18 protein-coding genes and 3 tRNA genes are annotated in these 18,760 nt (G+C 48.5%); 11 read left to right on the top strand and 10 right to left on the bottom strand.

Going from position 1 to position 18,760, the window contains the following annotated elements; translation table 11 throughout:
• Positions 1-11 precede the first annotated feature (11 nt).
• A complete protein-coding gene (locus AC566Q_RS16360; RefSeq protein ID WP_499608212.1) occupies positions 12-1,247 on the bottom strand; it encodes a GNAT family N-acetyltransferase in 1,236 nt (411 codons plus the stop codon).
• A gap of 94 nt (positions 1,248-1,341) precedes the next feature.
• Between AC566Q_RS16360 and AC566Q_RS16355 the strand changes: the two genes are divergently transcribed.
• The 10 genes from AC566Q_RS16355 (at position 1,342) to istB (ending at position 9,200) form a co-directional block, all read left to right on the top strand.
• The gene (locus AC566Q_RS16355; RefSeq protein WP_499608209.1) at positions 1,342-1,797 is read left to right on the top strand and encodes a regulatory protein RecX; all 456 of its coding nucleotides are present in this window, start codon (positions 1,342-1,344) and stop codon (positions 1,795-1,797) included.
• 203 nt (positions 1,798-2,000) lie between these two features.
• Complete coding sequence (alaS, locus tag AC566Q_RS16350; RefSeq protein WP_499608206.1) at positions 2,001-4,598, top strand: alanine--tRNA ligase; 2,598 nt, start codon at positions 2,001-2,003, stop codon at positions 4,596-4,598.
• A gap of 125 nt (positions 4,599-4,723) precedes the next feature.
• On the top strand, positions 4,724-4,915 hold the full coding sequence (gene csrA, locus AC566Q_RS16345; protein WP_105936514.1) for a carbon storage regulator CsrA: 192 nt from the start codon (positions 4,724-4,726) through the stop codon (positions 4,913-4,915).
• Between the two features lie 280 nt (positions 4,916-5,195).
• Positions 5,196-5,286: transfer RNA gene (locus AC566Q_RS16340), tRNA-Ser, on the top strand.
• A gap of 21 nt (positions 5,287-5,307) precedes the next feature.
• Positions 5,308-5,384, top strand: a tRNA-Arg gene (locus tag AC566Q_RS16335).
• Positions 5,385-5,403: 19 nt separating this feature from the next.
• Positions 5,404-5,480: transfer RNA gene (locus tag AC566Q_RS16330), tRNA-Arg, on the top strand.
• Between the two features lie 476 nt (positions 5,481-5,956).
• Entirely contained in the window at positions 5,957-6,457 is a 501-nt protein-coding gene (locus AC566Q_RS16325; RefSeq protein WP_499608203.1) for a hypothetical protein, read from the top strand.
• Between the two features lie 40 nt (positions 6,458-6,497).
• The gene (locus AC566Q_RS16320) at positions 6,498-6,815 is read left to right on the top strand and encodes a hypothetical protein (protein ID WP_499608200.1); all 318 of its coding nucleotides are present in this window, start codon (positions 6,498-6,500) and stop codon (positions 6,813-6,815) included.
• Positions 6,816-6,917: 102 nt separating this feature from the next.
• Positions 6,918-8,450, top strand: a complete 1,533-nt coding sequence (gene istA / locus AC566Q_RS16315) for an IS21 family transposase (RefSeq protein WP_499608196.1) — start codon at positions 6,918-6,920, stop codon at positions 8,448-8,450.
• Positions 8,451-8,459: 9 nt separating this feature from the next.
• The gene (gene istB / locus AC566Q_RS16310; protein ID WP_123324632.1) at positions 8,460-9,200 is read left to right on the top strand and encodes an IS21-like element helper ATPase IstB; all 741 of its coding nucleotides are present in this window, start codon (positions 8,460-8,462) and stop codon (positions 9,198-9,200) included.
• Positions 9,201-9,478: 278 nt separating this feature from the next.
• On the opposite strand, the gene AC566Q_RS16305 is transcribed toward istB, so the two are convergent.
• The 5 genes from AC566Q_RS16305 to AC566Q_RS16285 are packed head-to-tail and all read right to left on the bottom strand — an operon-like array spanning position 9,479 to position 13,713.
• Positions 9,479-9,898, bottom strand: coding sequence for a group I truncated hemoglobin (locus AC566Q_RS16305; RefSeq protein ID WP_499608191.1), 420 nt, complete (start codon positions 9,896-9,898; stop codon positions 9,479-9,481).
• The gene (locus AC566Q_RS16300) at positions 9,892-10,728 is read right to left on the bottom strand and encodes a DUF3034 family protein (protein WP_499608189.1); all 837 of its coding nucleotides are present in this window, start codon (positions 10,726-10,728) and stop codon (positions 9,892-9,894) included. Before AC566Q_RS16300 ends, AC566Q_RS16305 begins: the two co-directional genes overlap by 7 nt.
• A gap of 10 nt (positions 10,729-10,738) precedes the next feature.
• Positions 10,739-11,461 carry an EAL domain-containing protein gene (locus AC566Q_RS16295; RefSeq protein WP_499617530.1) on the bottom strand — a complete coding sequence of 241 codons (723 nt, stop codon included), beginning with the start codon at positions 11,459-11,461 and terminating at the stop codon, positions 10,739-10,741.
• A gap of 6 nt (positions 11,462-11,467) precedes the next feature.
• Entirely contained in the window at positions 11,468-13,060 is a 1,593-nt protein-coding gene (locus tag AC566Q_RS16290; RefSeq protein WP_499608185.1) for a sensor domain-containing diguanylate cyclase, read from the bottom strand.
• Positions 13,057-13,713 (bottom strand): methylamine utilization protein, encoded by a 657-nt coding sequence (locus AC566Q_RS16285; protein WP_499608181.1) that lies wholly within the window; start codon positions 13,711-13,713, stop codon positions 13,057-13,059. Before AC566Q_RS16285 ends, AC566Q_RS16290 begins: the two co-directional genes overlap by 4 nt.
• 259 nt (positions 13,714-13,972) lie before the next feature.
• On the opposite strand from AC566Q_RS16285, the gene AC566Q_RS16280 reads away from it, so the two are divergent.
• Entirely contained in the window at positions 13,973-14,767 is a 795-nt protein-coding gene (locus AC566Q_RS16280; protein ID WP_499608175.1) for an SDR family NAD(P)-dependent oxidoreductase, read from the top strand.
• Here the strand turns inward: AC566Q_RS16280 and AC566Q_RS16275 are convergent.
• From AC566Q_RS16275 to AC566Q_RS16260, 4 genes are all read right to left on the bottom strand, one after another.
• Positions 14,760-17,102, bottom strand: a complete 2,343-nt coding sequence (locus tag AC566Q_RS16275) for a PilZ domain-containing protein (protein ID WP_499608172.1) — start codon at positions 17,100-17,102, stop codon at positions 14,760-14,762. The genes AC566Q_RS16280 and AC566Q_RS16275 overlap by 8 nt on opposite strands.
• Before the next feature lie 131 nt (positions 17,103-17,233).
• The gene (locus AC566Q_RS16270) at positions 17,234-17,572 is read right to left on the bottom strand and encodes a nuclear transport factor 2 family protein (RefSeq protein ID WP_499608169.1); all 339 of its coding nucleotides are present in this window, start codon (positions 17,570-17,572) and stop codon (positions 17,234-17,236) included.
• A 109-nt stretch (positions 17,573-17,681) separates the two neighbouring features.
• On the bottom strand, positions 17,682-18,272 hold the full coding sequence (locus AC566Q_RS16265) for a hypothetical protein (protein ID WP_499608167.1): 591 nt from the start codon (positions 18,270-18,272) through the stop codon (positions 17,682-17,684).
• The gene (locus tag AC566Q_RS16260; RefSeq protein WP_499608164.1) at positions 18,269-18,757 is read right to left on the bottom strand and encodes an RNA polymerase sigma factor; all 489 of its coding nucleotides are present in this window, start codon (positions 18,755-18,757) and stop codon (positions 18,269-18,271) included. Before AC566Q_RS16260 ends, AC566Q_RS16265 begins: the two co-directional genes overlap by 4 nt.
• Between the last annotated feature and the right edge of the window lie 3 nt (positions 18,758-18,760).

The raw sequence follows: 18,760 nt of genomic DNA, 5'->3' as shown, positions 1-18,760 counted from the left end.
TTGTCTCTGTGTTAGGATTTTTCAGGCGTTATTGTCGCCCCGTTTGTACTTGTTGGTGTTACAAATTCGTTCAGATAGTCCGCGTTGAAAGGTAATACATCCCGGGCCTGATTGAAATAGTCTTCGATAACCGGTTTTTCACGCTGTAAAAAATCTGCCACAGCCTGATGAAACCTCGGATCGTGCATTTTATGATGAGATACACAATAAACCGGTTCAAAACCGCGCAGAATTTTGTGTTCGCCCTGCGTACCGGGATTAAACAGCGGCAAGCCCTGTTCTATGGCAAATTCAATGCCCTGAAAGTAGCAGCACTCAAAATGCAGCTCGTCAACATCTTCCAGGCAACCCCAGTAACGCCCGTACAACCCTGTATCATCAAATAAAAACAGGGCTGCAGCAATCTCCTGGTCATTATGGGTGGCTTTCACCAGCATAATGTTGTCCCGGCAATGGGCATACAGCGCATCGAAAAAGGCAGGGGTTAGATAGCCGGTGTGGCCACTGCGCTTAAGATACGTGTCCTGGTAGCAATGGACAAAAAACGCCATGTCATCGCGACTAAGTTTGTCACCGTGTAACCTTTCTACACGCAGAGAAGGCGAGTGAAAACGCTTACGGGTTTTACGAATGCTTCTGCGCTTGCGGGATGTCAGCCGGGCAAGAAAGTCATCAAAATTCTGATAGCCGCGATTCATCCATTGAAACTGCACACTGAAACGCGAGCTAAAGCCCAGTTTGGCAAAGTCGGTTTGGGAATCAAGCGGATTAAACAACCAATGGCATGATGAATACTGATTGTCGCTGGCCCATTCATTGATGTGATTAACCAGGCTGTGCCACTGTGCGGCAGAAACGTCGCTGGCAGTCAGTTCGCGTGGGCCGGTAACCGGGGTAAAGGGAATGGCTGCAATCCATTTAGGATAATAGTCCATACCATGCTGGTGGTATGCATTGGCCCAGCTATGATCAAATACGTATTCGCCATAACTGTGGGTTTTTAAATAGCCCGGTACTACTATTTTGAGCTCACCGTTGAGCGAGCCGCTCCAGAATGCCGTTTGCCAGCCGGTTTGCCCATTGCTGTGGTTATCGACACACCCGGTATTTTCAAGTGCTTTAAGCCATTGATATTGCAAAAACGGGCCAGCCTGCTCGGCCAGCGCCTGCCACTGCGACGCATCTATTTCGTTGATGCTATGATGCAGGGTAAAAGTAAGCGTATTATCCGCGGCTTGTTTTTGCATAGTCTTATGAAATATCCTGCCCGCAGTAATGCATAATAGCTGGTATGATACCGGGCATATATTGAGTGCTAAGTTCTAAAAAATCATCGGTAAAATGACAGATAACCCACGTAAAATCATTATAGAGTCGATTACCCGCATGCTTTCGCGACGAGAGCATGCTTATCACGAATTGTTACGAAAATTATCACAGAAAGGTTTTGCAATGGACGATTGTGCCCCTGTGGTAGAGGAATTTAAACAAGCCGGGATCCAAAGTGACGCCCGTTTTGCCGAAATGAAAGTGCGATCGGGAATAGCTAAGGGGCAGGGGCCGGCCAGGATAAAGGCAGAGTGTCAGCAATTTTCTATTGATGAATCGTTGCTGGAACAGGCAATGCTCGAAAATGACACTGATTGGTTCATGCTTGCCGGGCAGGTAAGACGCAAGCGGTTTGGCCTTAAACCACCGGCGACCGACAAGGAAAAGTTTAAACAAATCCGCTTTTTACAGTATCGGGGCTTCTATTCTGACCATATCCAACACGCCTTCGACGAAGACCACGAATAGCCGGGCAATGCCTGCTGCCCTTAATCAATATTTTCTATGGTGATGATTCGCCTGTTTTCACGGTGGATTGCTTAACAAAACAGCATTAACCATGGTATTGTTGCGGCCTCATAATAATGTGGCCAAAAGTGTGCTGAATAGTTGAATTTCCTGCACACAGGCTGCATACAAGTTAAAGGTTAACTAAGGATTTCAGGATTTCAATGACATTATCAACTGCTGATATTCGCCGCAAATTTATCGAGTATTTTGGCCAGCATGGCCACCAGGCTGTTTCCAGTTCTTCACTGGTACCAGCAGATGATCCCACGTTATTGTTTACTAATGCGGGTATGAACCAGTTTAAGGACGTTTTCCTCGGTTCCGAAAAACGCAGCTATACCCGAGCGGTATCGTCACAGCGTTGTGTTCGCGCCGGTGGTAAGCATAACGACCTCGAGAATGTGGGTTATACCGCGCGTCACCATACGTTTTTCGAAATGCTGGGTAATTTCAGCTTTGGTGACTATTTCAAAAAAGAAGCTATTCAGTTTGCCTGGACGTTCTTAACCGAAGAGTTGGGTCTGCCAAAAGAGAAACTGCTGGTTACCGTTTTTTCTGAGGATGATGAAGCCTTCGATATCTGGGAAAACACCATTGGTGTACCGAAAGAAAAAATTATCCGCATCTCAACCTCAGACAACTTCTGGTCGATGGGCGATACTGGTCCTTGCGGTCCTTGCTCGGAAATCTTCTACGATCACGGTGAGCACATCTGGGGTGGTCCTCCGGGCACTCCAGAGGAAGACGGCGACCGCTTTATTGAAATCTGGAACCTGGTTTTCATGCAGTTCAACAAGCAGGCTGATGGCACTATGGAGCCGCTGCCTAAACCGTCGATTGATACCGGTATGGGGCTGGAACGTATCTCTGCCATTCTACAGAACGTGCACAGCAACTATGAAATCGATTTGTTTGTAAATCTGATCAATGCTGCCGCGAAAATTGTTGGTACAACAGACCTGGACAATAAATCATTGCGGGTGATTGCCGATCACATTCGTTCTTGTGCGTTTTTAATTTGCGATGGCGTAATGCCTAGCAACGAAGGCCGCGGTTATGTACTGCGCCGGATTATCCGCCGTGCAGTTCGCCATGGTTACAAAATGGGCGCCAATGACATTTTCTTCTATAAGCTGGTGGATGCACTGACTCAGGAAATGGGCGGTTTCTATCCAGAGCTGGCGGATCAGAAGCCGGTTATTGAAAAAGTATTACGCGTAGAAGAAGAGCAGTTCAGCAAAACGCTTTCCCGTGGTATGAATATGCTCAACGATGCGCTGAATGAGTTGGAAGGCGATACCATTCCTGGCGAACTGGTTTTCAAACTCTATGATACCTACGGATTCCCGGTAGACTTAACCAACGACGTAGCCCGCGAACATGACTATAAAATCGATGAAGAAGGTTTTGAGGCGGCAATGCAGGCGCAGCGTCAGCGCGCTCAGGAAGCCAGCCAGTTTGGCGCCGATTACAACAGCACCTTAAAAGTTGACTCTCAAACGGCCTTTACCGGATACACCGATGCCGAAGGCGATGCCAACGTGGTGGAGTTAATCAGTGGCAACAGCTTTTGTGAAGCACTGACCGATGGTCAGGAAGGAGTTGTAGTACTGGATCAAACGCCATTTTACGCTGAATCTGGTGGTCAGGTTGGCGATACTGGTGTACTCAAAGTGGCTAATGGTGAGTTCCTTGTTACCGATACCCAGAAAATGGGTAATGCTTTTGCCCACCGCGGTAAGGCAAAAGGCACCATTAACAAAGGCGACAAAGCGGTTGCCAAAATTGATGACACCAAGCGCAGCGCTATCAGGAAGAACCACAGTGCCACGCATTTATTGCACGCAGCTTTGCGCGATATTCTTGGCGACCATGTAACGCAGAAAGGGTCATTGGTAAATGCCGAGCGCCTGCGTTTCGACTTCTCTCATTTTGAGGGCGTGACTGCCGAGCAACTGGCACATATCGAGGTACGGGTTAACAAGGATATTCAGGATAACCATCCGTTAACCACGCAGATGATGGATCTGGAAGAAGCCAAGAAGACCGGTGCGATGGCGCTGTTTGGCGAGAAATACGATGAGAAAGTTCGCGTAGTCTCCATGGGGCCGGTATCCACTGAGCTTTGTGGTGGAACTCACGTTAAGCAAACCGGTGATATCGGTTTATTTAAAATTGTAACCGAGGGTGGTATTGCTTCCGGTGTGCGTCGTATCGATGCGGTAACCGGTATGGGCGCGCTGGCTTATGTGCAACAGCAGCAGGCGGTACTGAACACTACCTGTGGACTGTTAAAAACCGATGCCAGTGGTCTTACAGAGAAAGTAACCCAACTGCAATCTCAACAAAAAGAGTTAGAAAAAACAGTTACTTCACTTAAACAAAAGATGGCAAGCCAACAAGGCGCTGATCTACTTGGCAATGCCGTGGATATAAAGGGTAATAAAGTCCTCATTGCAGAGCTTGAAGGGGTTGAGGCCAAATCATTACGCGGCATGGTTGATGATCTGAAAAACCGTATTGGTGAAGGCATCGTTGTGCTGGGTGTGCCTGCAGACGGTAAGGTTAGCCTTATCGTTGGGGTGACCAAAGGCTTAACCGCCAAAGTGAAAGCTGGTGAACTGGTTAACCATATCGCGACACAAGTTGGCGGAAAGGGCGGTGGTCGCCCTGATATGGCACAGGCTGGCGGCAGTCAGCCAGAAAATTTAGCCGCTGCGTTACAGTCTGTTAACGTTTGGTTGGAAGATAAGCTATAATGCAAGTATTGGTGGGTTAATGTTGTCGTGACACCAGCGTTAATTACACCGAAAGCGCTTTTACGGAGTGAAAGGCGTCGAAGACCGCACGGAGGCAATGTAATCAAGGAACCAGGAGCAAAAGAATGCTTATTTTAACTCGTCGTGTGGGTGAAACGCTGATGGTGGGTGACGATGTTACCGTAACCGTATTAGGCGTTAAGGGTAATCAGGTACGTATTGGTGTAAATGCACCAAAGGAAGTCTCGGTGCATCGTGAAGAAATTTACATGCGCATCCAGGCTGAAAAAGGCGGTCAGCCTGATGGTAACAAGTAAACAATAAGTGGTTAGACCAGTTTTTTGGTCATTTATCAGTATTGAGGCCGGTTTTTTCCGGCCTTTTTTATTGGTGCGGCGTAAATTAAGTCGCTGATGTGCTTTCATAGCTCTTTGGCAGATGGGTGTAAATGGCTGTAAATGATGCTTTTTTGGGCAGTAAATGTGTGCTTTTCAGGCAAAATATAGTGATTGTTTAAAATCCCGGCATACGAAATGTATTTATCTAAAAAAGCATTGACTTCCCACCGCATGTCATTAAAATGCAGCCCCACATGACGGAGAGGTGGGTGAGTGGCTGAAACCAGTTCCCTGCTAAGGAACCATACGCATTACGCGTATCGAGGGTTCGAATCCCTCCCTCTCCGCCATTTTTAATTTAGTGTATCAGCGCGTGCGTAGCTCAGCTGGATAGAGTACCTGGCTACGAACCAGGCGGTCGGAGGTTCGAATCCTTCCGCACGCGCCACTCACTAGATTAAAACTTCGCGTGTGTAGCTCAGCTGGATAGAGTACCTGGCTACGAACCAGGCGGTCGGAGGTTCGAATCCTTCCACACGCGCCACATTCCAAGAAAAGGCTTGCAGAGATGCAAGCCTTTTTGCTTTGTGCGGAGTGTCAGGATTTCCAGCCCCCCGACAGAGCGGAGGGCGTTCAGCCGGAGCAAGTCAAATTGTTGACTTGCTTAAAACCACCAGCTTCACCCATCCACACGCACCACATTCCAAAAAAAGGCTTGCAGAAATGCAGGCCTTTTTGCTTTCTGCGGTGTGCAGGATTCTGAATCGAGCTAGATGCTTTTAACATTACAAGCTCTTGCTAATCATAGTTAAATACATCCCTGTAGCATCGCCCAGCCACGCCATGCGGGCGTGTGATTCGTCATCAAGCCTAATCCCACCTATTACTGTTACCTTGCAAGAGTTCGCCTGTGAGAGCCTTATTACTCTGTCATGCCGACCGAGTTGCATCATCTGGCCTTTTTTAAACCACTAGAGTAATCTGCTTTGTATTACAGGTAGTTATTTTAATAAGGACGTTATGATTGAAGATCTCTATTTCATCAACGCTAAGGCGTTGTCCACTAAACTTCATCAACAAGAAGTCAGCGAAGATTTAGCTTTCAAACACCTGCTCGTATTCAGCATGTTGTTTGCCAGTGCGATGGTATTTCCAGTGGCGGTAAGCTGCACACAAAGTGACGTATTTGCCTTTTGGTATCAAATCGCCAACTTCTTTGCTTTTGCGCTACTGCAGTTCTGGGGAATGAGGCTACTATATCGCACTAATAAGCAGGGGGATGGTCAGGCGTTCTTCCTCCGTTGGGCAGCTTTATCCTTGCCGGTAGGATTACAGGTTTGGTTAATTTCATTGTTACTTGGCCTGGTGTATGGGATTCTGCTTAGCTCTGTTTTTGTGGATACCATGACTGACCTGCCAGAAAATACCTGGCTTATCTCTGGTATGGGGTTTGGTTTAGTCATGCAACTTATTTACTTCTTCATTATGCAACGTAATTTTAAACATTGTGCAAACGGATAGTTCTAATCCTGTTGAATAAATACATAACCCGGAGATCCCAATGAAATATGCATTGCTCATTGCACTTTCTGTTACCTTTTCTGTCAGTGCCAGAGGCAGTGCTACTTCAGAACAGCTGGAAGCGTTCAAGAGCTCAATAAAGCAGGGTTGCATAGCACGGGGCATTGAGCGTCAGGATGACCACGCGGTAGCCTTCTGCAGCTGTATGGACAAGGTACTAAGAAGCGCATTGTCTGATGCTGAGTTTGCAGGTGCATACACCGGAGCAAACCGGACATCGATTCCGGCTTTATCCGGACACCCTTTCCGTTTTAATCCGGACACCGATTCCGGGATAAACCAGCCAGTTTTCGTCTAACTCCGGAATCATTGTCCGGAATGCCGGAATACCTCTCTTTTCTCTTTTAAATCAATTAGTCACTATCCTCGTTATCAATTGAATTATAGCGAGGACGTGAACATGACAAAAAAGAGGACATCTATGGCAAATATCAAAGAGATTTTGCGCCTTAAATTCGAATGTGGTTTGTCTGTCAGAAAGATCGCCGCCTGTACCAAAGCTGGACGCTCAACCATCTCTGATATCCTGACGCGCTTTGAACAAAGCGCTTTGCGTTGGCCACTTACCGACAACTGCTCCGATACCGAGTTAACGCAGGCCCTGTATCGGGATAAAACGGCAGCTCAAAATAAGATCATGCCTGATTTCGCTCAGTGCTTTATCGAGCTTAAGCGTAAGGGCATGACAAAGCAGCTTCTGTGGGAAGAATATGTCGCCGAGCATCAACACAGAGCCTACCGTTACAGTCAGTTCTGTGAGCATTACCTTCGATGGCATAAGATGCAAAAGCGAAGTATGCGTCAGATCCACACTGCCGGCGATAAGTTGTTTATCGACTACTGTGGCCCGACAATCCCGGTCGTGAACCCTGATACCGGAGAGGTTCGGTATGCGCAGATCTTTGTGGCAACGTTGGGAGCATCCAATTACACCTACGTTGAAGCCTGCCCCAGTCAAAAGCTGGAGCACTGGCTGGAAGCGCACGCAAACGCCTTTGAGCACTTCACAGGCGTGCCAGCGCTTCTGATCCCGGATAACCTTAAAGCCGCGGTCACCAAAACGGATCGTTACGAGCCGAAACTCAACGACAGTTATCGTAAACTCGCGAATCATTACGGTACAGCGGTGATGCCCGCACGGCCTTATAAACCGAAGGATAAAGCCAAAGCAGAAAACGCGGTACTGATTGTTGAACGCTGGATCATGATGCGTCTTCGCCACCGCATATTCCACACTTTCCATGCATTAAATCTGGCGATCCGGGAGCTGATGGATGAGCTGAATCAAAGAGAGATGAAACAACTGGGTGCCAGCCGCAAAGCTTTATTCGACAGCCTGGATAAACCCGCGCTGAAACCTCTCCCGGTCCAGCGCTACCTCTATACAGAAAGCAAACGCGCCAAGGTAGGACCGGACTATCACATCGAATACCGACAGCACTATTACTCAGTCCCTCATCAACTGGTAGGCCAGCATGTTGAACTGGAGGCGAACGCGCGGTTAATCCAGATCTACCACCAGGGAAACCTGGTGTCTCAACATCCGACCAGCAAGAAAGCGCACGGCCTCAGTACACACACGGAGCATATGCCCAGCAACCATCAGTACCAGAAGTGGTCACCGGAGCGCCTGCTGAGCTGGGGTGGCAATGTTGGGGCTGCGACCCGACAGGTTGTCAGTGCTCAGCTCAGCGCCAAAGATCATCCCGCGCAAGCGTACCGCAGTTGCCTTGGCCTGCTTAATCTCACCAAAAAATACGGCGATGTGCGCCTGGAACAAGCCTGCAAAGATGCGCTGATGGTAGATAAGCCCTATCTGCGCTTTATCAGAAACCTGCTTAAAAACCACCGGGAAGGCCAGTTATCTTGTGAGTCTCATACCACCCCGGATATCCAGCACAGCAATGTGCGTGGCCCAAATAGTTACCACTAGGAGAACGACATGAATCAGCTTAATGAGCAACTAAGAACCCTGCGTCTTGGCCATGCCGCCAAGGGCCTTGAGCAACAGCGAGAGCAACTCTCCACCTATGCTGAGTTGACGTTCGAGGAGCGGCTTAGCCTGCTTCTTGAGTGCGAGGTACTGGGGCGAAGCCAGGCCAGGATCGAACGCCTGAAACGACAAGCCAAGTTACGTATTGATGCCTCACCCAATCAGCTTATCTACAAAGAAGATCGGGGGCTAAAACGTATCCAGATAAGTGAACTATTAACCGGGAGCTACCTGCTAAAGCACCAGAATATCCTACTCACCGGACCAACAGGTGCCGGAAAAACTTACGTAGCCTGCGCCTTGGCAACCCAGGCCTGTGAGCAGACGTACAGCGTTCGTTACTATCGTCTTAGCCGTTTACTGGATGATCTGAGTTCAGGGCGGCTGGATGGCAGTTATCAAAAACAGCTACTCGCCTTATCAAAGAAACAGCTGCTGGTAATCGATGACTGGGGAATGGAAAAGATGAACCAGGAGCAAGCCGGTCATCTACTGGAGTTACTGGAGGATCGTTATCAAACAGCCAGTACAATCATGGTAAGCCAGCTCCCGGTTAAAGAATGGTACAACATGATAGGCAATGCAACGGTGGCAGATGCTCTGCTGGACAGGCTGATCCACAACAGCCATCGGATTGAGTTGGGAGGAGAATCAATGAGAAAGCTGGCACAATCCGGACAGATAGGATAAAAATAGGATTAGAGAAAAGCGAGGAAAACAGGCGTCCGGATTAAACCGGTGCTGGTGTCCGGATAAGCCGGAATATGCATGCAGGAATAGCCGAACAAGTAGCGGCGGGAACGCCGATAAGCCAGATTGCCCCCTTTAAAGCTCTGATACCGCAAATTGCAGGGTGTAAAGAAGTGGATAGCAAAGCCTGACCGATTATCCCACAGACAAAAAAATCCCCGCCAGGTTGCGGGGAATGGGTTAATCAGCGCTGAATGACTGTGTCAGTTCCTTTGTGCTTAGCGATACAGCATTTGCTCGCGGGTGTGTGTCATTCGATTAATCAGTTTATTCTGCACTGTATGGGGGACATTGGCTTTATTCATGGCGTTAATGAATAAATCTACGGTCAGATTGAAATCAGCCTCTGTGATGTTCATACCGCCATGTACCTGCTCCATGGTGTCGCCAGTGTATTCACAGGGGCCGTTGGCTAGCATACAGAGCTGTTCTGAAAACTTTGCAACAAAGCGCTCAATATCAGTGTCGGCAAAGTAGGGCAGGATAGTGTCGTTGTACTCGATTTCATAAACAAAGTTCTCAACGATTTCGTTAATTTTTGTCTGGCCGCCCAGTTCTTCATACAGCGTGCCAGAACGACTGGCACAGCCGCTCAGGATTGCTAAACAAGTAGCAATAACCAACAGGTGTTTTACCATAACTGGCCTCCCACAGATAAATACAAGCCTTGCTGGCCGGTAGCACCGGCAATACTGCCTAAGTCTGCCCACGCCAGGGTAAAGTTAACTTTCTTTGACGGGATATAGGTCACAAAAACATCCATCCAGTCATCTTCACCAAGCCCCAAATTATCGGGCTTCTGACGATACTCTACACCAGCAGCAAAGTGACGGGAAAACAACACGCCAAGGCTGCCTTCCAGCATCAGTTCATAATCGCTGTTTTGCGGACCGCCAAAACCCAGCAGACCCAGCTGATTTGCTTTGGTCAGCCGGCCGGTAAGGTTCCATACCAGGTTGTAGCCGCCGGCCGCGCCCAAATGGACTTTAGTTGCAGCCAGGTAAATATCTGTACCTGAGGTGTCTTCGCTGCCTACTAAATTGGCTATGGCAGTGTCTTCCAGATCCTTGTACTGCACGCCTGCGCTGATTTGTGGCCAGTCAGAGTAAATAACATCGCCGTAGAGTTTAAATTTAGCGCCATAAACCGTTTGCGCTATCTCACCGCCCAGGGTAGTCAGGTCAAACACGTGACGCGCAACGCTGAATTCCGCGCGGTCATACAGAGACACGCTCGCCCCCAGTACGTTAAGACGGTAGTCTTCCAGATTAACCTGGGTGATAAATGCGTTGGCTGAAACCTCATCCTGAGTGTCGTAACCCGATAAGGTGGCCCAGGGCACAATGCCGCCACCGCCACTGCCTTCCAGTTGATTAAGGCCCGCGGATCCTATCAGTTTACCGTCACCGGCGCAGGCCAAGCCGGTGCAGAATACAAGGGTACTGCTTATCAGTTTTGTTAGTCGCACGCAAAACTCCCTAGTGTTGGTAATAGTCAGATGAAGCAAGCCAGTCAATCAGTCCGCCAAGTGGTAGCGGGCGACTAATATAATAGCCTTGTTCAGTATCACAACCCCATTCAGCCAGGATCTCCATGGCTTTGGCATCTTCTACACCTTCTGCCACAACTTCTAAATCAAATATGTTAGAAAGGCTTAGCACCGTATGCACGATTTGCTGATCTTCCGTGTCGGTGCTGAGGTTGAGGACAAACGCCTTGTCAATTTTAATCGCTGATACGGGTAAATTCTTTAAATAGGCAAGCGATGAATAGCCGGTGCCAAAATCATCTATAGCAATACTGAAGCCCTTATCCTGCAAAAATTGCAGGTTGGCGATGGCAATCTTAGCATCGGCTACCAAATCGCTTTCGGTGATCTCTAGGGTGATATTGTCGGCGCTTAATTCATTGGCATCAAGTAAGGCAATGAGCCGTTCTAGTAATGGCCGGTTTTGAATATCCTGGGTCGACAAGTTGACTGCCGGTTTGATATGTATCTGATGCGCACGGAGTATCAGGATATCGGCAACGACCCGATTAAGTACCCAGTCGGTCACCTGTTCAATAAATCCCGCCTGTTCAGCAATCTCAATAAACTCGTCTGGCGGAATAAAACCAAGGCGCTGACTGTTCCAGCGAATAAGCGCTTCAAGGCCGTTTACCTGACGAGTTTTGAGGCAAATCTTAGGCTGATAAACCAGCGATAACTAATCCTGTTCGCTCTGCAGCACTTCTTTTAACTCAGTGATGATACTAAGCCGGCGCAGATAACGTTGTTCTATTTCTGAACTGAACTGGAGCAGCCAGTTAGCGCCCATTTCTGCTTCATCGAGCAGAATATTCATGCGCCGGAAAAGATCCTGGGCGTTATTAGCATCAGCAGGGCAGTTCACTACGGTAAATACCAGTTTAATTGGCATCACCAACTGCTGAGTGGCAACCGGTTGTTCCAGAATCGTATGGAAGGTTTCCAACTGTTCATCAGTGAGTGGTTCGTTGGCAAACCACACCAACTCGCCGCCGGATAAGCGGGCCGCCGTGCCACGCCAGCGTTTAATACGCTCGGCAATTGAAATTATGCAGGTATCGCCATTGGAATAGCCATACAGATCATTAATGGTTCTGAAATCGCGAATATTGATACCGATTACCTGCAGGTATTCACCGGCATCCAGGCGCTGCTGAATAAGTTCTTCCATGTAACTGCGGTTATACAGGCGGGTAAGCATGTCCAGCCGCGATTGCATCAGAATACGCTGCTCACGGCTTTGAATACTGTCTTTCATTCGCACAAAGGCATCTGACAGTTCGTTAATTTCCTGCAAATGCCCGGAGGTTTTTACACTTTGTTCATAATTACCGTCTGCCAGATGATTGGCTGCTGTGACTAAGCTGGCCACTGGCTTGTTGACCCGACTAGCCATAAACATTGATAGCAACATAGAGCCGGCGATAGCCAGCAAAGAAATGCCAAGGATATTAAATTGCAGTTGGGTAAAATTGTCAAAGTGTGTTGATACGTCTACGGCAAGAGTTATTGATACTTCATTACTCAGTGTGTCGGGTAGCTTGATGTCCCGAGTCAGGTAAGGGGTATCGCGTGAAAATGTCACATCGAACCAGTTCAGGGTTTGTTGATCAGCGTTGATTACTCGCTGAGCCTGTATGTAGGGCAGACTACTGTGTAATACCACATGAGCGCCATTCACTGAGCGTTTTGAAGAAACGATGATATCAGCCTGAATGATTTTTTTAACCTGCTTTAGAAACGCATCGCCGTCCATAAAGCCTATACCGGCAATGGCTATGGGGTTAGGGGCATAAACGGGTAACATTATTATCTGGTACAGGCTGCCGTCTACAATGATGGCATTCTCCGAACCGCCGTCTTCAAGCACCGTGTTGATGATATCGGGATAAGGGAATTCGCTGCCGCGGGCAAAATAGCCGGGCTGGCTTTCCAGTACTTTACCGGATAAGTCAGTCAGCATCATAAAGTCTGACTCAATCCGCTGACCATGATTTTGCAGTGCACTCTGAATGGTTGGAATATCTCCGGTGGCCACCGCCTGCTTAAAGCCAAAGTCGTCAGTGAGTACCCGTGCCGAATTGAGTAGCTGTTCACTGCGGTCCTGCAGCAGTTGCTCAAGTACGGAATTGGCTACGTCTATATTTTTGGTTACCTGATTAAAGGCGGTCTTTGAGGTGACCGTCCAGACGTTCCCCAGGATCATCGACGCTGTGATAAAAATACCAATAAACAGTATCTGAAACAGCGACTGACGTAGGGTAACCGTCATTGGCGCTTAAACTTGCTGCTGCCAAATACCCGTTTGGATGTTTCCAGTTGGGTGATACGTGGCAGCGTAATTGTGACCGGCTCGTCTCCGGCTGTTAGCGCATACGGCAATCGCTCAAGGTGGTTAACAGAGAAATCCGGGTGCCAAATCAGCACTTCATTTTGCATGGTGGTTATTTCGGCCTGACCATTTTGATTGGTTTGCCACGAGGGGATGTTATCTTTTACGTAAATAAAGCCGAGCATGGAGTCATGAATATTACAGCCCAGCACCACGATACCCGGTTTGCTGAACTGCACGGGCGGCACTGAGTCACCGGCATAGAGTTTAATTTCAAAAGGTTTGGGCTGAGAGAAGCTATAAACGTGATGGCGGATGTTGTCGCTATTGGGAAACACCACAGTCTGGCCCTGTTCGATAACCAGCATAGTAGGTTCAAACTGGCGATTTACCTGGTCCATTATGGCAGGTTGCTGTGGTGGGGCAGAGGGGGACGACGCTTCCCCGGCGGTGGCCGCCACGCTGATCACGGCATTAATAAACGGCCGGCCCTGCTCATCAACCAGAGTGACGGTTTTTGCAGCCAGCAGAGCGCTGCTGGTTAACGTTATTGTGAACAGCGTTATTCTTAATAAAATGTTTAAAATAATCATATTCTTGTGTGCTTTAAACAACCCAAAGCATCGAACCACTCTTGGTACGACAAAAGCAGTTTCTAAACATCAACTCACACATTAGCAACAATGTCTAAAGCTATGCAATAGTTATTTAGAACAAGGTTTTACTCAAATCGGCTTTGGCGGCGTAAGGTAAGATTCTATTCCTTCAAATATAACGTTTCACAATCACTTATGACGAAAAAACCACTTCAGCGTATAACTAAATACACCCTACAAACAAGGAGTTTAGCAAATGAAAATCGATTTACATGAGAAAGTGGCAATTATTACCGGTTCAACCGAGGGGATCGGGCTGGGGGCGGCCAAACAGCTTGCTCAATGCGGTGCAAAGATTATTGTTAATGGCCGTACCGAACAAAAAGTTGCTCAGGCAGTGGATGCGGTCAAGCAAGCGATTGCCAATGCTGATGTCTCAGGGGTTGCGGCAGATTTAAGCAGTGCAGAAGGTTGCAATAAGCTTATTGAGGCGGTACCTGCTGCAGATATTCTGGTTAACAACCTGGGCATCTACGGTACCCAGGACTTTTTTGATACTGACGATGATACCTGGCAGCAGTATTACGACGTGAATGTGATGTCGGCAGTTCGTCTCAGTCGTCATTATGCACCCGCCATGGTTGAAAATAGCTGGGGCCGGATCCTGTATGTAGCATCTGAGTCTGCCCTGAATATTCCCGGCGATATGATTCACTATGGCGTAAGTAAAACCGCGCTGCTTGGTTTATCCAGAGGCCTGGCTAAACGTCTGGCTGGCACCGGTGTAACCGTGAATGCAGTGTTACCCGGGCCGACCCTGAGTGAGGGCGCGCAGGCATTTCTGGCGCAATCAGCCGAAGAAAACGGCATTTCTATTGAGGAAGCCGGGGTGAAGTTTGTTATGGAAAATCGTCCGTCTTCGGTGATCCAACGCATGGCAACGGTTGAGGAAGTGGCCAGCATGATCACTTACACCTGCTCGACACTGGCGTCAGCCACCACGGGCAGCGCACTGCGTGTAGACGGTGGAGTGGTCGACTTTATTATGTAACCTTGTCGGTGAGTGCCGCAGCAGCGGCATTCTCCTTTGTCGGATCCGGTACAATACCGGTTTTAAGAAAGGAATGGAGCAACGCCGACAGATCGATGATATGAATCACATGGGAGTAATTTTGCTGCAGGGCCTGCAGTTTTTCATAAACATCCAGGTCGATGCGTGACAACAGCGCCAGTCGTTGTTTGGACATCGGGGTGGTGACCGATTCATTTTTCTGGCACTCAATACCCGCCACGTAGAGCTGAGTTTCTTCTTCCAGTGATTGTTTAATTTTATAGCGCAGTGACGACTCAAAGCATTGCACCTGGGTAAGGTTAATCAGTTTATTGTCGGCTTTGCGCTCACAATGAATGGCCAGGTGATACCTTTCGGCTTGCTGCAGCAGTCGGCGTAATACCGAAGAATCTGGCGGCGATTTACCCATATCGGCAAAAAATCCATGCAGCGGTGCATTGTGATCGCACACCGCGAAAGGGTGCAGGTCGTTATTATGCTGTGTAGTGTACAAGGTTTTCATGCGGTGAATCATCTGCCTGCCGGTGACAACCTGCAATGCGGCATTCGGATAATGGCGGCTCACCACTTCCCAAATATAGCGGAAATACAACGATTGTTGCAGCACGATATTTTCAATGCTGGATTGCAGTGACGATGCGGAACTGATCTTTTTAAGTACCTTGGATGTGTTGTCAGTAGTGATAGCAAGTAGCCTTAAAATCCCCGTTTTCGGCTGGTAGTCGAGCACTTTATAACGTTGTGATTTCAGTTTGAAATCAACAATGCTCACTTTCACTTCGGGCGGCAGCACGGTTTCATCGCAGTTATGGAGTTGCAGCTGGACCCCGCCCAGCGAAAAATCCCTGACCGTGCCAGTGTAACTGCTCATCAGGCTGACTCTAATGACGGCATCGGTTTCAATTCTGAAACGGGGCTGCTTACGCCGGTCAATATCATCATTCATAACGAAACGCAGGGGATACTGGCTATCGTTATCAATATACTGTCGTGGGAGCTTCGCTTTGTTGGGTGCGCTGAGTAACTTTAACGGGCCAACAGCCTCATCGATGGAGCGCATATACAGAATGTGCCCCATAGACAAAATATCATTGTGATCCTGATGCGACATATCCTGCAGTATCCGAGCGGTTTCCTGACTGCCACGGCTAACCTTAGTCAGGCGATACTGCCAGAGTTCCAAACTGTCATGTTCCAGTCCCAACTGAACAAAGTTAGCCAGCAGGTTTTGCCGTTCTAACTGGCGTACCGTGGTGCACAGTGAAACAGGAGCGCTGCCTCGTTGAGTGATGGTTAGCCGCAGTACGAACGCCTCGTTAAAAGCATGAAGCTCTTTCATAATGCGTTGTAATGCCGTTTTACCTGGTAAAAGCTGTGTGCTTCGGTAAGCTGGATTGCACTGAGTATTTACTGGCGTCAGCAGCACCATTCGGGGAGCCAGTTGAGCACCATCGTTCTTCATTAATACCGGTAACCAGGGGGCGTTTTGGACAACCCTATCGCGATCAAGAGCCTGCATTGAGCGTTCTATTTCAAGGTCACGAGCAAGGGGCAGGTGCAACATAACCCGGTTGAGGTATTGCTTGAAGAGCGGCTCCCATTGTTTGTCCTGTTCTGCCAGTCTTAACACTGCATGATGGCGCTGAGAAGCGGTGTTAAATTCGACCCTGACGTAATCGAAATGAATAATTTCGTTAGCAGCACACAGTCCGGCAATTTTCGGAAAGGAAACGGGGATATCCTTGACCGTGGTAAATTTAGGCGAGCGAGTACAGGCAATGGTAAGTTGTGTGGCACTTAAAGCCACCACAGCCACGGTTCTGCCATTCTGGTATGCCTGTGTGGTCACCGAAAAATGCGGCGTAACAGAGAGGTCGTTATTAAACTGAATATCCTGATAAGACTGGGTTTGAACCGTAAACGCATTAATGATTTTTTCGCGTAGCTGACGCTGCACCAGACCCTGGTAATGGGCCGAGTTGGTAATCGACTCAAACACGCCAACGGTATATTGTTCCATGTAGCGGGCTGTTTCTCTTTTCAGGATCTCTGAGCCCACTCTATCGAGGGTCATTTCTATGCCAAAATGGGAAAAGCGCTTTACCGGAAACCGAGCAAAGGCAGAGTTATCCGCGGGCGCGTCGGTTTGTGACGTTAAGCGAATCACTTCCTCTTTAATGACTTGCCTGGCCTGGGCACTCAGGCGCGACGAGAAGCGGTTAAGTCCCTCGAGCAAACGACCTTGCTGCTGGTAAGGAATTAACGCGCGGATCACAGGTTGGTGTTGTTTTATTATTTCCTGTTCTGTACCCATTATTGTTTGTTTTTATGTAAGTACAATAGCTAGAAAAATAACATAGCACAGTTGTTACGAAAAAAGCATGCACTTTTTATAGTGCATCCGCAGCCCTAAGACGTATGGCTTAAATGCAATGGAGCTGGTAGTCAGAGCGCCGAAACATCGGCATAAATGAGATACTCCTCAATTAAATCCTCATTAACCCTGAAGATGTTACAAAACGGGATAGTCAGAGTACTGTCATTAAAACGGGTATAAGTCACTGTTCCCTGACATATCACCCCGGCGGTTGGGGTACGCCAGGTTTCATCCACCGTGTGAGAGAGCGCTTTAACGCTGTTGAAAAAGTCGTCAACCACGCTGGCAATATTAGCCCGGCCAGTGACTATCGGCGCATTTCCAAAACGAAAGGTGGCATGTTCTGCCAAAAAGCCTGCAAAGGTTTCGGTATCTTTATTATCAATAGCTTGAAACAGGTTTTTCACGGTGAGAATCCTTGCAGGTAGCGCCGTTTGCATATCGGGAATGGTGTTAAAACTCATGAAACCATGTTGTCGGACGCTTGACCAGTAAAAGTTAAAGTGCGCGCACAAGCTAGCAGCTCTTTATAGGAGCCTGTTCTATTTTTATCAACCGGCCTTGTTCATCAAAAGCCAGAGCAACAAATGTGCCCTCAACCAGGGCTGGATCTACTCGCTGCAGTGCCCGCAAATCATCAATTAACTCATGAGAAACGGTAATGGTCTGATTATCACAATCGGTAAACAGCCAGTTTCCCTGATGGCTTGCCAGCATCGCCGGGCGTGAATAAAACACATTCAGGGTATCGAGCTGGCGGGTAAATTCACGGGTATACAAGGTGAGTTTCTCGCGGTAATCGGGCAGGCTCGCCACGTCATCCTGATAGCCATGATATTCCACTTCCAGGGCAATGAGTTCAGTGTCAGGCAGTGGCTGGTTAATAAGCGGGGCCCCTTTAACCAGCAGTAACAGGCAACCTGCTGCAGCAGCCAGAGCCAGCCACTCCCGGCCGGGCAGTCTGGCTTTAGCGCGGTCAAAGAAGTGCTGCTGATTGCCAGGCTGTTGATTCACAACGGCCCGTTTTATCCGCCCGGGCGCCGGATAACGTTGCTTAGCAGCGTTGTATGCCTGTTGCAATGCGTCTTGACGGTCGGACTCGTTCATGATGTTTTCCAATGTTTTTTCAGGGTGTTGCGGGCATATCGCAGGCGCGTTTTAACTGTTTCGACCGGCACATCACAGATGCTGGCAATATCCTGCAAACTAAATCCTTCCTGCTGTAGCGAGAACGCTTCCCGTTGGGTAAACGGGAGATGTTTAAGCAATTGATGAAAGTCGGTTTCGTTTTCATTCACCGGGGCTACAGAACCTAAGGTATCCGGATCGGTATCTGCCTGCCAGCGCTTACTCTGGCGAAACTCATCGATAAGCATTCGATGCCCGATGGTAAACAGCCAGGCCTGAAAGCGGCCCTGACTTTGATAGCCCTGTTTTGATTCCATGACTTTTAGCCAGACTTTCTGGGTGACGTCTGCCGCGGTGTTGGGGTCGCTCATTACCAGCAGATAATAGTACAGGTTATTACAGTGCTGATCGTAGAGCGCGCTCAGAGCGGCGCTATCGCCCGTTTGCCGATAGCGTTTGAACAAAGT

It is taken from the genome of Alteromonas sp. H02 (genome assembly GCF_059682525.1).
This window is presented reverse-complemented; position numbering and strand designations above follow the sequence as displayed.

Excerpts from the sequence above, each read along its gene's own strand:
- AC566Q_RS16305 (WP_499608191.1), bottom strand. The coding sequence starts at position 9,898 with ATGGTAAAACACCTGTTGGTTATTGCTACTTGTTTAGCAATCCTGAGC.
- AC566Q_RS16290 (WP_499608185.1), bottom strand. The coding sequence starts at position 13,060 with ATGACGGTTACCCTACGTCAGTCGCTGTTTCAGATACTGTTTATTGGT.
- AC566Q_RS16360 (WP_499608212.1), bottom strand. The coding sequence starts at position 1,247 with ATGCAAAAACAAGCCGCGGATAATACGCTTACTTTTACCCTGCATCAT.
- csrA (WP_105936514.1), top strand. The coding sequence starts at position 4,724 with ATGCTTATTTTAACTCGTCGTGTGGGTGAAACGCTGATGGTGGGTGAC.
- AC566Q_RS16320 (WP_499608200.1), top strand. The coding sequence starts at position 6,498 with ATGAAATATGCATTGCTCATTGCACTTTCTGTTACCTTTTCTGTCAGT.
- AC566Q_RS16285 (WP_499608181.1), bottom strand. The coding sequence starts at position 13,713 with ATGATTATTTTAAACATTTTATTAAGAATAACGCTGTTCACAATAACG.
- AC566Q_RS16280 (WP_499608175.1), top strand. The coding sequence starts at position 13,973 with ATGAAAATCGATTTACATGAGAAAGTGGCAATTATTACCGGTTCAACC.
- AC566Q_RS16325 (WP_499608203.1), top strand. The coding sequence starts at position 5,957 with ATGATTGAAGATCTCTATTTCATCAACGCTAAGGCGTTGTCCACTAAA.
- alaS (WP_499608206.1), top strand. The coding sequence starts at position 2,001 with ATGACATTATCAACTGCTGATATTCGCCGCAAATTTATCGAGTATTTT.
- istB (WP_123324632.1), top strand. The coding sequence starts at position 8,460 with ATGAATCAGCTTAATGAGCAACTAAGAACCCTGCGTCTTGGCCATGCC.
- istA (WP_499608196.1), top strand. The coding sequence starts at position 6,918 with ATGACAAAAAAGAGGACATCTATGGCAAATATCAAAGAGATTTTGCGC.
- AC566Q_RS16275 (WP_499608172.1), bottom strand. The coding sequence starts at position 17,102 with ATGGGTACAGAACAGGAAATAATAAAACAACACCAACCTGTGATCCGC.
- AC566Q_RS16355 (WP_499608209.1), top strand. The coding sequence starts at position 1,342 with ATGACAGATAACCCACGTAAAATCATTATAGAGTCGATTACCCGCATG.
- AC566Q_RS16265 (WP_499608167.1), bottom strand. The coding sequence starts at position 18,272 with ATGAACGAGTCCGACCGTCAAGACGCATTGCAACAGGCATACAACGCT.